The sequence below is a fragment of the Bifidobacterium sp. RTP21102st3_E2_RTP21102_210122 genome (assembly GCF_040916945.1).
Lineage (GTDB): Bacteria > Actinomycetota > Actinomycetes > Actinomycetales > Bifidobacteriaceae > Bifidobacterium > Bifidobacterium longum.
Genome location: NZ_JBCPAN010000004.1, coordinates 186,265 through 200,230, shown reverse-complemented (window position 1 = coordinate 200,230; position 13,966 = coordinate 186,265). Strand labels below are relative to the sequence as shown.

The following is a 13,966-nucleotide window of genomic DNA, read 5'->3' as shown; positions in this document are numbered from 1 at the left end:
CCGCCCCGCTCACAGCTTCGCCTCGAACCAGCGCGTGATGGTCGTCGGATGCGTGATCGCCGTGCCCACCACCGCGGCCCACGCGCCGGCGGCCATGACCTGATGCAGCTGGTCAGGCGTGTGGATGCGACCCTCGCACAGCACGGGCACGTCCGGGAACGCCTCGATCATCTGGCCGAGCAGCTCGAAGTCTGGACCGTCGGTCTTGGGGCGCTCGCCGGTGTAGCCGGACAGCGTGGTGGAGATGATGTCGGTGCCGGCCTCCACGGCGCGCTCGGCGTCGGCGAAGCTGCCGCAGTCGGCCATCACGATCACGCCCTCGTCGTGCAGGGCGCGCACGGTCTCGGCGTAGGTCAGCCCGTCCGGTCGCGGGCGTCCGGTCGCGTCGATCGCGATGATGTCCGCTCCGGCGGCGGCACAGCAGCGGGCATGGCGCAGGGTCGGCGTGATGTACACGCCCTCCTCGCCGTCCTTCCAGATGCCGATCACCGGCACGCTCACCTGGCCCTTGATGGCCGCGATGTCCGCGAGGCCCTGGCAGCGGATGCCCACGGCCCCGCCCTCCACGGCCGCCATGGCCATCTGCGCCATGGTCTCCGGGTGGCGCAGCGGCTCGCCCGGGTACGCCTGGCAGCTCACCACGAGGCCGCCCCTGATCTTCTCGATTGCCTGATGCATGCTGGTTCCTTCCTGTTGTTGCATCTTGTCTATCGCGCGTCGCCCGGCGCGCCGATGCGCCGGTGGACAGCCGCCGCCGCGCCGATCAGCGGCGCCGCCCCTCCGAGCTCGCCCTCGACGAGCGGCGTCGGCTTGACGAGCGCGAGCGCCGAATCGGCGAACCCGGCGCGCAGGGCGTCCCACCAGATCGGACCGGCCTTGACGACCGAGCCGGAGACCACGATCACGTCCGGGTCGATGAGGTTGCCCATGCCGCCGACGCATTCGCCGAGCGCGCGGGCGCTGTCGGTGAGCGTGCGGCGGGCCAGCTCCTCCCCCGCGGCCGTGCGGGCGGCCACCTCGGCGCCGTCCGCAGCCGGGAGGTTCTCGTCGCCGGCCTCCTCGCAGCGCCGATTGTAGAGGTCCTTCAGCCCCGTGCCGGACGCGACCGGCTCGATGTGCCCCTCGAGGGTGCCGCACGAGCATAGGAATCCGCGGCCCAGCGCGCTCGGCACGTGCCCCGCGTGGCCGGCCACGCCGTGCGCGCCGGTGAACAGGGCGCCATCCACCACGATCGCGCCGCCGATGCCGGTGCCCACGCCGATCGAGAGCACCACGCCCCTGCCGCGTCCGGCGCCGTACGTCGCCTCGCCCAGACCGTGCGCGCCCACGTCGCCGATCATGTGCACCGGCAGGTCGGTCACGGCCGCGAACGCGTCGTAGATGCGCTGGCCGCGCCAGCCGGGCAGGATGTCCGTGGCGGAGACGATCTCGCCGGTTTCGCTGTCCGGCACGCCTGCCGCCGCGATGCCGACGCCGGCGATCGCCACGCCCTCGGCCTCGGCGCGCTCAAGCTGGCGGACGGCGAAGGCGACGATGCGGTTCTTCAGGTCCTCGCCGCCGCGCGCGGCCTCGGTCGGGATTTCACAGCGGGCCGTCACCTCGGGCCTGCCGTCCGCGCCCGCGTTTGCGTTTGCGGGCAACGTCACGAATCCCGAGGCGACCTTGGTGCCGCCGATGTCGAAGGCGAGGTAGGTGGGCGCCGCCCCCGCGCTCATGCGACGACCGCCTCGTGGATGCGCGCGAGATAGTCGAGGCGCTCCTCGACCGTCGCGTCCTTGGGCACGCACACCTTGGCGCCCAGATAGTCGAGCGGGCGCTCCTGCGCCCCGGCGGCGCGCACGGCGGCCTTGATGGCGGCGGCGTCCATGAGCGAGGTCGGCTCGTCCGGGTTCATGGGCAGGTGGCCGTCGATCCAGCCGTAGCCGTACTGGGTCTCCTCCGGGCCGGCGCCGGAGAACATGAGGCCGCTCAGCACGCCGGCCTTCGCGGCGGCCTCCACGTGCGCCACGGCGGTTTCGGGCGTGCGCCCCTCCACCACCGAGCGTCCCCAGTTGACGGTGAGCCCAATGCCGGCCGACCCGCACAGCGCGATCTCGTCCTCAATCGACAGGAAGCCCTTTTCCGGCTTCTGCCCCTCGACGTACTTGTCGCAGTGCTCGATCACCAGCTTGGCACCGGACCAATCCAGCTGCGTGAGGGCCTCGAGCGAGGCGGCCATGGCGTCGCGGCTGGCGATCCTCGTGGGTGCGGAGTGGATTTCGATGAACTTGACGTCCTGGCTGGCCCTCCACTGGGCGAAGTCGGCGAGCGCCTCGCGCAGCTGCTTCATGAACGCGAGCGCGACCTTGCGCCCGTCCTCGTCCGGGCTGGCGAGGCCGAAGTTCGGGTCCTTCCACACGTGCTGCATGGTGCCGGGGATGACGGTGACGGTGTTGCCGCGCCAGTGCTTGGGCAGGTGGCCGGCCAGCCAGATGCGGTCGGCGGTGTCCGCGAGGTCGCCGGGGAAGGGCAGCTCGGTGCCCTCGATCCACGGCTGCTCGCCGAGCAGGTCGTAGTAGGTTTCCTGGGCTTCGCGCCCCTGGGGCAATGACGCGTACGCGCCGACGACGAATGATGGCATGCTGGTTTCCTCCTTGAAATGCCGGTGCCTGAGCATTTCTATTCTACTATCATCAGACGTCTGATGTCCAATCTGTTAACGCCGCGCAACGAGCGTGTTCCGTCGGCCCGCGCTTCGACCGCCACTTGGCTTTCCGAGGGCGGATTTCCGCCGCTGCGGACATCTACTCCGCCTTCCGAGGGCACCTCAACGGGCGCGCCACGGGCATCGGCCCCTCATATTGCGCCATATTCCAACGGCGGAGCGCCCCCACGCGCCGATGCGACTGCCCTCAGAAAGGCGAGTAGATGTCCGCAAAACGCCCCATCTGCCCTAGGAAGGATAGCACCGAATTTTGGCCCACCGGCCCTATCGGAACAGCGACACCCCGCGGCGGGCCATGCAGAACGCGTTGCCGAGCCACGTGTGCTTGGAATTCGGCCACACGGCGCCGAGCCTCGGCGCGTTCTGACTCATCCAGATGCTCGGCACGCGCCCGTCCGCGCTGCGCGAGCCAAGCAGGTTGAAACCGTTCTTTTCCAACAGCCATTCAGGGTGCTGGGTGGCGATGGCCAAGCCTTCTTCGAGGGTGAGCGGCAGACGTTCGTCGGAATCAATCAGCTTGCGGGCCACGTCGGGCTCGCGGTTGATGTAGCAGGTGCCGGTATGCGGATCGACCACCAGATAGAACGGGCCTTCGGGCGGCATGAATCCGTCTTGCGGCAGGAAGCTGGCGATGTCTCGCGGAGGCATGGTGGTAAAGCCGGCCATGCGGTTGATGGAGGTTCGCGCAATCAGCGATTCGGGCGAGACTAGCTCGCGCGTAGGCACCAGTAGGATGTTCGAGCCGAGATCGGAATGCTCGAGCGCGCCGATGAGCGGCTCGGCAAGCGCGCGGAATGCGGCGGCACTCATATCCGCCACGTCCGGGTAGCCGAGGGCCACGATACGGTCGAGTTGCTTTTGCGCCTCTACTGATGCAATAGACATGGCTACCAGTGTAGAACACTGCCGTCTCTTCGCTAGTCACTTTGCCAGTTGTGGAGAGGATATCGGGCTGCGCGGCGCGGGGTACGCCATGGGGTGCGCCGCCGAGCCGCCATATGGGAAGACGGCCACTGTTGTTCTGCATGTTTCGTACAATTACCGTGTGTTTGCGGTCATTGCAAGACGGTCGCTTGAACGTATCAGCCCATCGAAACCCGAAGGTCATAGAGGTCATCATGTCCGAAAAGATAAAGGTCGGCATTCTCGGCGCCACCGGTATGGTCGGCCAGCGTTTCATCACGCTGCTGGAAAACCACCCGTGGTTCGAAGTGGTCACGCTTGCCGCTTCCGCACACAGCGCCGGCAAGACGTATGAGGAGGCCGTCGGCAGCCGTTGGAAGATGGAAACGCCGATGCCCGAATACGCCAAGCACATGGTGGTTGCGGACGGCGACGACGCCGAGTCCGTGGCCGCGAACGTGGACTTCATGTTCTCCGCGGTGAACATGCCTAAGGACGAGATTCGCGCCATCGAAGAGCGTTATGCCAAGACCGAGACCCCGGTGGTATCCAACAACAGCGCCCACCGCTGGACCCCGGACGTGCCGATGGTGGTGCCGGAGATCAACCCCGAACACTTCGCGGTGATCGAGCACCAGCGCAAGCGCCTTGGCACCACACGCGGTTTCATCGCCGTCAAGCCGAACTGCTCGATTCAGGCCTACACTCCGGCGCTGGCCGCGTGGAAGGAATTCGAGCCACGCGAGGTGGTCGTCAGCACCTATCAGGCGATTTCCGGCGCGGGCAAGACCTTCCAGGATTGGCCTGAGATGGTGGGCAACATCATCCCGTTCATTTCCGGCGAGGAAGCAAAGAGCGAGAAGGAACCGCTCAAGGTGTTCGGCCATGTGGACGCCGACAAGGGCAAGATTGTGCCGTTCGACGGCGACCTCAAGATCACGTCCCAGTGTATCCGCGTGCCCGTGCTCAACGGCCACACCGCCACCGTGTTCCTGAACTTCGGCAAGAAGGCCACCAAGGAAGAGCTCATTGATCGTCTGGTGAACTACACCTCCAAGGCGTCCGAGCTCGGCCTGCCGCACGCGCCGAAGCACTTCATCCAGTACCTCACTGAGGAGGATCGCCCGCAAGTCAAGCTCGACGTGGATTACGAGGGCGGCATGGGTGTTTCCATCGGCCGTCTGCGCGAGGACTCCATCTTCGATTGGAAGTTCGTAGGTCTGGCCCACAACACCCTGCGCGGTGCCGCCGGCGGTGCCCTCGAGTGCGCCGAAATGCTCAAGGCCCTCGGCTACATCACCAAGAAGTAGTTGCAACCGTCTGTAACACGCCCGCTACCTCGACTATATGCACGTCGGGTAGCGGGCTTTGCATATTCCGCTCCATACAGCGAGATGTTTCCGGCCGGCGGCTGACTCATTTTGCCCATTCTGCCGGAAATCAACGCCAACTCGCGTTTCAAGGGGCTGATTTAACGTTCTCCGGACGTCTACTTCCGTTTCAAGGGGCTGATGGACAAGTAGACAACATGCAAAAACGGCGGAATGACGTTGCCACAATGCCGTTTATACTCGGGATCTCGCATTCGAGGAGCCCCTCGAAATGGAAGTAGACGTCCGGAAGAGGCCAAACCCGCCCCTCGAAACCGAGAAAGCCCTCCGCGAGGAGGGCTTTCATCGGATTTAATGCACGTATCGCGGCTCAGCGACCGGTTCCGCCGTACACCACGGCCTCAATCTGGTCGGCATCGAGGCCATAGGCGGTGTGCAGCGCCTTGACGGCGTCGTTCAGCTGGTCGAGCGGCACAAGCGCGGCGATACGAATCTCGGAAGTGGAAATCATCAGCACGTTAATGCCCTCATCGCTCAGGGCCTGGAAGAACTTGGCGGCCAGACCGGAGTGGGTCTTCATGCCGACGCCCACCACGGCCACCTTGCCAACGTTGGTATCCACATCGAAGGAGTGGTAGCCCAGCACGTCCTGCTTGTCGAGCAGCGTGTTCTGCACCTGCTTGACGGCGGCCTCCGGCACAGTGAAGGAGATGTCCGCAGTACCCACGGACGCACCGGCCTGCACAATCATGTCCACATTCACGCCGGCGGTGGCCAGCTCGGTAAACACCTTGGCGGCCATGCCCGGCTCGTTCGGCACGCCGCGCACGGTGGCCAGCGCCTCAGAACGGTCGTGGGCGATGCCGGAAATCACCGGAGCTTCAGGACCCAGGTCGGGGAACAGGTCGCCCATGGATTTCGCTTCTTCTTCAGTCATGTCTTGCCTTGTCTTGCTTGATATTGCTAACGATTTTGTCGGTTATTCGGGTTCGGTTCGGTCTCGCTCAGTCGATGTTCGGCAGCGTGCGCGGATCCACACCGTCAGGCACCACCAATGTGCCGGGGCGGCGGGAGAACGAGGAGCGCACGTGCAGCGGCATGTTGAAGCGCTGAGCGTATTCCACGCAGCGCAGCGCCAGCACCTTGGAGCCGCAGGACGCCATCTCCAGAATGGACTCGTAATCGATGGACGGAATGCGGCGGGCGGAAGGCACGATACGCGGGTCGGCGGTGAAGATGCCGTCCACGTCGGTGTAGATCTCGCAGATATCGGCACCGAGCGCCACGGCAAGCGCCACTGCGGAGGTATCCGAACCACCGCGGCCGAGCGTGGTGGCGTCACCCTTGGCGTTGATGCCCTGGAAGCCGGCAACGATGGCGATGTCTCCCAATGAGAGCGCGTTCTTCACGCGGTCCGGTCTCACGGCCTTGATGTGGGCCGCGCCGTAACGGGCGTCGGTGAAGAAGCCGGCCTGCTGACCGGTGAAGGAGTGGGCACGGCTGCCTTCGGCGTGAATGGCCATGGCCAGCAGGCTCATGGAAATTCGCTCGCCTGCGGTCATCAGCATGTCCATCTCGCGCTCGGGCGGGTTGGAGTCGATGCTCAGCGCCTGATCGATAAGGTCATCGGTGGTGTCGCCCATGGCGGAGACCACCACGGCCACCTTGTTACCCTTCTTTTCCGTCTCAACAACGCGCTTGGCCACACGTTTGATCGATTCGGTATCGGCGACCGACGAACCGCCGTACTTCTGCACGATGAGAGCCACTGCTGTCCTTTGTTCTTCTCTTAGGGGAGTTTGCTCGATATTCTACGCAAACGCAACGATTATAAAGGTTGCCGCGTTTACCCCGCGACCCCGCGCCGACATGTGGACACGGGCATGGCCTACGTTGTTCAGCAAATATTCAAGTTTTCACCGGCGATTCTTTGAGGCGGCCGCATCCATCCTTTGAGATTCGAGCGGTTAACTATCAATTACCGGCAAACGAAAGCAAACCGGCGAGGTTTCCGCAGAACCCCATAACTGAATACCTTCTTCTTCCTCTCTCCTTTTCAAGGCCCGGTCCCGCAGCCCGGGCCTTTTCCTTTTGTGTTGGGAACGATGCGTCAAACGCACGATACGAGTTCACGGAGCAAGCGTGGCCAACGGCACTACCAATACCCCATCGTCCCGGCGATAAGCGGCAGCCGTAGCGGTCAGCACCATCAAGAATGACGGACGGCCTTCGTGATCTTGATCAATTCTGTCAGCCAACTTTTTCAAATGGGCCGCCGCAATATCAACCTGCTTTTCTCCGAGCTTGACCTCAATGAGAGCCCATCGTCCATCATGCAGGCCAATGACCGCATCAGATTCCAATCCCGTCTTATCCCGATAATGGAACACATCTCCGCCAAGCGCATCAGCATACACACGCAGATCGCGAATACACATGGACTCAAACAGCAAGCCAAAGGTCTCGAAATCATTAAGGAGTTTCTCCGGGGTCGCGTGCAGTACCGCACAAGCTATCGACGGGTCGCTGAAGTGTCTGGTTGGGCTCGTTCTCACTGCAGTCTTAGAACGTAAACGAGGGTTCCAAGCTGGAAGATCTTCAGTCACGCAAGCTCGCGACAATGCATCTAAATAATCAGAGAGTGTACCTTCCGAAGGCGGTTCACCCTGCATATCCGCCGCGATAGTGGATTGCGACGCCTGAGAAGAAATATTGCGCGCATACGAGCGCATAATCAGACGCATCCAAGTTTTATTGCGCTTTATGCCATCCATACGATTGATGTCAGAATCAAGTAGTTCTTCGACATAATCCGCGGCCATGCGCAAGGCAACATTTACTCGAGATTCGACTACTGCTTCAGGCCAGCCACCGCGGCATAGCGCAAACGCGGTGTTTTCAATATCGAAATCGGAGAAACCCGAAACATCATGGTTGCCATCGAACAACTCTCCCAACGAAACAACGCCCGTCGATTCCTGCGATTCAAATAAGGACATGGTACGCATGGTTAATCGGGCAATTCTTCCCACTCCGGAATGAGCTGGTTCCTGTTGAGGAGTCGCCGATCCAGTTAGGATGAATCGGCCACGACCGCGCCCTCGATCAATGGCGAAACGCACCGCGTCCCACAATTGCGGGGCCATCTGCCATTCATCAATGAGTCTCGGCTCCTCACCTCGCAGGATGAGAGAAGGCTTTGTATCAGCCAAGGCCAACAGCGTAGCACTGCGATCCGGGTCCTGCATGAAGACCTGACTCGCCGACTGCCTTTCTGCCGTTGCAGTCTTGCCACACCATTTTGGACCTTTAATCTGAACGGCACCAGAAGACTGCAATGCCTGAGTCAGCAACCCATCAGCCACTCGAGGAAGGTACTCGCCACGTTGAATCTCCGAGCTCTCCCCTGCCATATGTGCCCTCCCGCAAACCGTCGAAACATCAACCTATAAATCACTCTATTGCGGAAGTTGGACCATTCTAATTGTGGAAGTTGGACCATTTTCGTTGCGGAAGTTGGACCATTCCTATTAGGGAAGTTGGACACTAGATTACGAACTAGACTTTTCCTTTTTGCAGCAACAGTGCCACCAACACGATGGGCGTCATCACCGCCTATCGCCAGACCCTTTTCCTTGACCTAAAAAGATGAGATGCCCAGACAGTGCCATCTTTTCTCTGAGCACACTAGCCAATTCGGAACGCAGCGGCGAACCCGTGATCCGCGCATCCTCTGCAACCGTGCCTTTGACGTTCGGCAATCTGGTGAATGAGCTTTTGCTCAGGCGTTCTTCGCGATTCATTTCTTTGGTCGGAAAACAGAATACGCGGGAACGCCCCTCACGCCTACGAAACCAACGGCTCGACGACGAACCGACATCCACGAAAACAGCAATAGCGCCTCTTTTTATCGGGGTAACATATTCCCTCTTTATGCATTCATACCCCCCTATTTGAAAGCTCTGCCAAATATTGCCGACGCCGCGACTTATCATGTTGCCATACTTTGCAATCCTTTGCAGTCTCTTGTATCTCAACGGCTTGTCCGAAGTAAGCCACATCACTGACAGCCGTAGCAACGTTGTTCGTATCGCATTTTTCAGACTTCTTATACCCCCCTACATTGCCCCTATATGGCCCCGTCGGCATGTTGCATGAAAGGCTTGGTGCGGAGTAACGTTTCGCAGTATGGCGCGTGCGGTGTTGCCATTTGCGACAGCACCTATGCCACGCACGACTAAGACGGACCCGGCCGTCTTGTATAAGCAAATCATGAGCAGATCAAACGGAGGAACAGGCGACTATGGCATTGCTGCATCGACGTTCGACGAGTAAGCGTGCCTCACAGAAAATGCGGGAAAACAACGCGGCCATGCCGGATGACGCATCTGCAAATGACAACGTTTCCTCAGCGCGTCCCGAGCCCGCAGCATTCGTTCCAACACCATTTGACGAAGTCATCGATATCAGCGATCTCGTGGCCGAGCGCCGACGCCTGCAGCGCAATCTGTGGGCGATGCGCATCATCACCATTGTGTTGCTGATCGCCGCAATCGCCGTGGCCTGCTTCCCGCTAGCGTTGCAATTCGAGTCCGACCGCAACTTGGCCGCCACCACCGCCACCACGGCCAAAGAAGTAGCCGGCTGGCCTTACCCGCAGGCGGAAGACAAGCTCACGGCGGCCCGCGCATACAACAAGAAGCTCGCTGAATCCAGCCAGCCTATCTTGGGTGAAGCCGTCGATCCGTTCGCCGCCGCTCAAGGAGGATCCCAAGCCAGCGGCGAGGATTCCGCCTCAAAGAAAGACAAGGAATACCAGTCACTGCTTAATACCGGCAACGGCGTGATGGGCACAATCAAGGTGCCCAAGCAGTCCATCAATCTGCCGATTTATCACGGCACTTCCGAGGAAGCACTGGCTTCTGGTGCCGGCCATTTGTACGGCACGTCGCTGCCGGTGGGAGGTAAATCCACCCATTCGGTCATTACCGGGCACCGCGGGTTGGTTGAAGCGCTGATGTTCACCCGTTTGGACGAGGTGAAAGAGGGCGACTTCTTCTACATCGAAGTCATGGGCGAAACTTTGGGCTACAAAGTGGACCGCATTTCGGTGATTTTGCCGGATGACACGTCGAAGCTCAAGATTGTGCCGGGTGAGGACCGTGCCACCTTGATGACCTGTACACCATACGGCGTGAACACGCACCGACTGCTTATCTCCGGGCACCGCGTGGCGATTCCGATGCCGGCCCCCGAGCCGAATGACGTGCTTGACGCGCGCAATATCGCCCTTGGTGTTGGTCTAGGCATACTGGCGGCAGGACTGTTCATCATCTGGTTGGCGCGACGGCACAAGGCCGCGCGCATCATCCGCCACGGCGCATTCTGGCCGTGGATGCGCCGCAAGGGCGAGAGCGCCAATGATACGCTGGCTTAGGCCTCGCGCCGACCGGCCAGTGCCCTGCCCAGCGTGATTTCGTCGGTATACTCCAAGTCGGAGCCCACCGGCAGGCCACTGGCAAGTCGGGTGACCTTGACACCTACGGGTCGCAATAGCTGGGTCAAGTAGCTGGTGGTGGCCTCGCCTTCAATATTCGGGTCGAGCGCCATAATCACTTCCTTGACCTCATCGCCTTCTAAGCGTTTGAGCAGACCGGGAATACGCAGGTCAGCAGGGCCAACGTTGGCCATTGGGTTGATTGCGCCACCGAGCACATGGTATAGGCCGTGGTATTCGCGCGTGCGCTCGATGCTCATCACATCCTTGGGCTCTTCGACCACGCAGATCACCGAACGGTCGCGTCTCGGGTCGGCGCATACCGGGCAGGGGCTGGATTCGCACACGTTGCCGCAAATATCACAGAAGCGGATCTTGGCCTTGACCTCTTCGATGGCCTCGGCCAAATCGCGCGCTTCATCTTCGGGCGCGGACAGCATGTAGAAGGCGATACGCTGCGCGCCCTTCGGCCCGATGCCGGGCAGCCGCCCGAAAGCGTCGATCAGTCGCTGTATTGCGCCGTCATAAGCAAGTGCCATGGGTATTCCTCGTTATTCGTCCTCATTATTCATCCGAGTGCTTCTTGGCAGGCTGGATGTTCTTGGGGTTCTTCGGATCATCTGCCGCGAATTGCTCGACTTTTTTGACCTCGAATAGCTTTTTCAGATCGTCGAGATTCATGGCCGTCGCCTCGCCGAGCGACTGGTCGCTCATCGAGTATTCGTCATCCTCGGCCGCGACTTGCGGTTGTGGTTTCGGCTGGGGCTGGGGCCGGCTATTCCACGGGTCGGCATTCGGGGTCGGCTGTGCGGGTTGCGGTTGATTCCACGGATCATCAGCCGGAACCGCTGATGATGAAGACTGAGCGGGTTGTGGCTGATTCCATGGGTCATCGCCGGCAGCCGGCTGCGGAACCGATTGGGGCTGGTTCCACGGGTCATTGCCCGACATATTGCCCGACACTGTCTGAGGAACCGAAGAAGCCGGAGTCTGGGACTGAGGCTGATTCCACGGGTCGTCTCCTGGCTGCGGAGCCGCCTGAGCATGGTTCCCCTGCGGCTGATTCCACGGATCATCGTGAGGAGACTGCTGATATGGCTGGTTCCACGGGTCGGCTTCGGCCGGTTGCGACGCCGGTGAGACCGCGGCCTGAGACTGCGTCTGATTCCATGGATCGTCGCTCTCGCCGGCAACTGCCGTAGCAGAAGATGCGGCGGCTGGCTGCCCAGTGGACTGTCCAGTGGGTCCAGCGGACGCAACGGACGCAGTGGGTGCAACAGGAGCAGCCGGAGCGGCCCACGGATCAACACCGTCACTGATGTCCGGAACCGCAACATGCTTCTTGTGATGCTCTTCGGGCGCAGGCGTAGCAACGGGCTCGTTAGGTGCGAACCCGTCTGCAGATTGCGGCGAAGCGTTGCTTACGGCCGGCTTGGCCCAAGGGTCATCGTCACTCCAGTTCTTCGCCGCCGTGGATGCACTGGATTGGCCGGCTCGATGGCTGTCATCCGTATCCTCGGCTCGGCCTGTTTCAGTCGGCTTCGGAGCTTTCGGCTCGCCCCCCATATGAATGCCCAGGCCCGCGCCCAAACTCGACGCGGCCAATCCAGCCTTGGCCATGGCAATCTGCTGCTTGACCTTGGCCAATTGCTCCGGGCTCATACGTTTGACGGATTCGACTCGCTCGCCATTCGCCGCGACCGCAGAAGGTGCAATAACCGCATTGGCGCCGAACTCGTTGCGCACGGCATCCATCACCACGGCCGCCGCCTTCTTACCGCTGTTATCCACGGCCAAGGCGAAAGCGTGCTGGCTCAGCGACTTGTCGAACGTCATCGACAGGCAAGGCAGACCCTTACGGTTGGGGCCGAATTTTACGGTCGGCACCTTGTCTCGTGACACATATTCACGAATGGTTTCCGGCAAAGCGGCGACGGCTGCATCCCACTTCTCGTCGATGGACCGATTATCCGATGCCGCAGGCGAGGCCACCGGTTGAGCCGGGACGGCCGGCGACGCGGCGGGAGCGCCCCACCCGGCACCGGCAGCAGCAGTTGCTACAGCAGGTTGCACAGACGGAGAGTCCGCGGGTCGGTCGCTGACCGGGCCGTTGCCTCCAACAGATTCATGGGAAGCGGTGCTCTGAGGCGCGGCTGCTTGCTGGTTGCGTGCAGCACCGGAGAATCCGCCATGTGAGGCTCCGGCAAACCCGCCCCGCGATGCGCCGGCAAAACCACTGGCACCCGTACCGGAAGCGGCTGACGCAGTCGAAGTCGAAGAAGCAGCCGCAGGCGGCATACCAGAAGAAGCTGGCGCGGGAGCGGCTGTTGCAAAGCCTGATTCACTGCCGGCCAACAATCGCGCGGCCAGCAGTTCCAAGCGCATACGCGGAGAAATGGCTCCGGTCATGGCACCCAACGTAGTGTTGATGATGTCTGCCATTGCGGTCAGTGCGCCCAGTCCCAGCGCCTTGGCTTGGCGGTGCAGATCGTCCATATCCTCGGCCTCAGCCGTGTCGGACAGCACGGATTCCGCACGGTCCCCGGCCAACGTAAGCACCAGCAGATCACGCACACGAGCCAGTAGGTCTTCGACGAATCGTCTCGGATCGAATCCGCCGACCACGACTTTCTGGATAACGCCGTACAGGGCTTCGCCGTTGTGATCGATTACCGCATCCACGGCCTCACCGATCAGTGCCTCCGGCGTGAAGCCGAGCAGGGCTACAGCGGCATCATGGGTGATAACGCCTTCGACCGAACCAACCATCAGCTGGTCAAGCACGGACAGGGTATCTCGCATGGAGCCGCCACCGGCGCGCATCGCCAGTTTCAGCACACCGGGCTCGGGCTTGATGCCTTCCTTGTCGCAGATCGTCTCCAGGTAGGGACCCATGACTTCCTGCGGCACCAGACGGAACGGATAGTGGTGGGTGCGCGAACGGATGGTGCCGATCACCTTGTCTGGTTCGGTGGTGGCGAAGATGAACATCACATGTTCAGGCGGCTCTTCAACGATTTTAAGCAGCGCATTGAAGCCCTGCTGCGTGACCATGTGGGCCTCATCGAGAATGAAAATCTTATAGCGGTCGCGCGCAGGGGCGAACCCAGCGCGTTCTCGCAATTCTCGAGCATCATCCACACCGTTGTGCGAGGCCGCATCGATTTCGACCACGTCGATGGAACCCGGACCGCCGGTGGCCAGGTCCTTGCAGCTTTCGCATTCGCCGCAGGGGTGGGAAGTCGGCCCTTTGGCACAGTTGACGCAACGGGCCAGGATACGCGCGGAGCTGGTTTTGCCGCAGCCTCGCGGCCCTGAGAACAGATAGGCATGTGTGAGCTTGCCCTCGTCCAAGGCGCGCATCAGCGGGACCGTGACTTGGTCCTGGCCGATGACCCCTTCGAAGGTGTCCGGACGATAGCGACGATACAGTGCAAGTGCCATAGCTACTAACCTACCTTTGCCCTCAGAATTAACCGATAAAAAGTCAAGATAAACCGGGCTCATAGTTGCCGAATCGGGAAAACTCTT

General features: G+C 61.4%; 12 protein-coding genes. 2 read left to right on the top strand and 10 right to left on the bottom strand.

Annotation, left to right across the window (positions count from 1 at the left end; all coding sequences use genetic code 11):
• Positions 1–9: 9 nt before the first annotated feature.
• From AB5287_RS06635 to AB5287_RS06620, 4 genes are all read right to left on the bottom strand, one after another.
• On the bottom strand, positions 10–678 hold the full coding sequence (locus AB5287_RS06635; RefSeq protein WP_014483327.1) for an N-acetylmannosamine-6-phosphate 2-epimerase: 669 nt from the start codon (positions 676–678) through the stop codon (positions 10–12).
• 29 nt (positions 679–707) lie between these two features.
• A complete protein-coding gene (locus AB5287_RS06630) occupies positions 708–1,715 on the bottom strand; it encodes an ROK family protein (RefSeq protein ID WP_016462096.1) in 1,008 nt (335 codons plus the stop codon).
• The gene (locus AB5287_RS06625) at positions 1,712–2,620 is read right to left on the bottom strand and encodes a DUF4862 family protein (RefSeq protein WP_025300965.1); all 909 of its coding nucleotides are present in this window, start codon (positions 2,618–2,620) and stop codon (positions 1,712–1,714) included. The genes AB5287_RS06630 and AB5287_RS06625 overlap by 4 nt, the downstream gene beginning before the upstream one ends.
• Positions 2,621–2,968: 348 nt before the next feature.
• A complete protein-coding gene (locus AB5287_RS06620; RefSeq protein WP_003828018.1) occupies positions 2,969–3,589 on the bottom strand; it encodes a DUF5701 family protein in 621 nt (206 codons plus the stop codon).
• A 233-nt stretch (positions 3,590–3,822) separates the two neighbouring features.
• On the opposite strand from AB5287_RS06620, the gene asd reads away from it, so the two are divergent.
• On the top strand, positions 3,823–4,917 hold the full coding sequence (gene asd, locus AB5287_RS06615; RefSeq protein ID WP_025300964.1) for an aspartate-semialdehyde dehydrogenase: 1,095 nt from the start codon (positions 3,823–3,825) through the stop codon (positions 4,915–4,917).
• A 391-nt stretch (positions 4,918–5,308) separates the two neighbouring features.
• On the opposite strand, the gene AB5287_RS06610 is transcribed toward asd, so the two are convergent.
• The 4 genes from AB5287_RS06610 to AB5287_RS06595 form a co-directional block, all read right to left on the bottom strand.
• Entirely contained in the window at positions 5,309–5,875 is a 567-nt protein-coding gene (locus tag AB5287_RS06610) for an ACT domain-containing protein (protein ID WP_025221042.1), read from the bottom strand.
• A 67-nt stretch (positions 5,876–5,942) separates the two neighbouring features.
• Complete coding sequence (locus AB5287_RS06605; RefSeq protein ID WP_368220967.1) at positions 5,943–6,707, bottom strand: aspartate kinase; 765 nt, start codon at positions 6,705–6,707, stop codon at positions 5,943–5,945.
• Positions 6,708–7,067: 360 nt separating this feature from the next.
• A complete protein-coding gene (locus AB5287_RS06600) occupies positions 7,068–8,351 on the bottom strand; it encodes an ATP-binding protein (RefSeq protein ID WP_007055547.1) in 1,284 nt (427 codons plus the stop codon).
• Between the two features lie 195 nt (positions 8,352–8,546).
• The gene (locus tag AB5287_RS06595) at positions 8,547–8,933 is read right to left on the bottom strand and encodes a hypothetical protein (protein ID WP_229025404.1); all 387 of its coding nucleotides are present in this window, start codon (positions 8,931–8,933) and stop codon (positions 8,547–8,549) included.
• A gap of 308 nt (positions 8,934–9,241) precedes the next feature.
• Between AB5287_RS06595 and AB5287_RS06590 the strand changes: the two genes are divergently transcribed.
• Positions 9,242–10,375 carry a class C sortase gene (locus AB5287_RS06590; protein WP_131204963.1) on the top strand — a complete coding sequence of 378 codons (1,134 nt, stop codon included), beginning with the start codon at positions 9,242–9,244 and terminating at the stop codon, positions 10,373–10,375.
• On the opposite strand, the gene recR is transcribed toward AB5287_RS06590, so the two are convergent.
• Positions 10,372–10,974, bottom strand: coding sequence for a recombination mediator RecR (recR, locus tag AB5287_RS06585; protein WP_131276472.1), 603 nt, complete (start codon positions 10,972–10,974; stop codon positions 10,372–10,374). The genes AB5287_RS06590 and recR overlap by 4 nt on opposite strands.
• A 25-nt stretch (positions 10,975–10,999) precedes the next feature.
• Positions 11,000–13,879 (bottom strand): DNA polymerase III subunit gamma and tau, encoded by a 2,880-nt coding sequence (locus AB5287_RS06580; protein WP_368220966.1) that lies wholly within the window; start codon positions 13,877–13,879, stop codon positions 11,000–11,002.
• Positions 13,880–13,966: the final 87 nt, after the last annotated feature.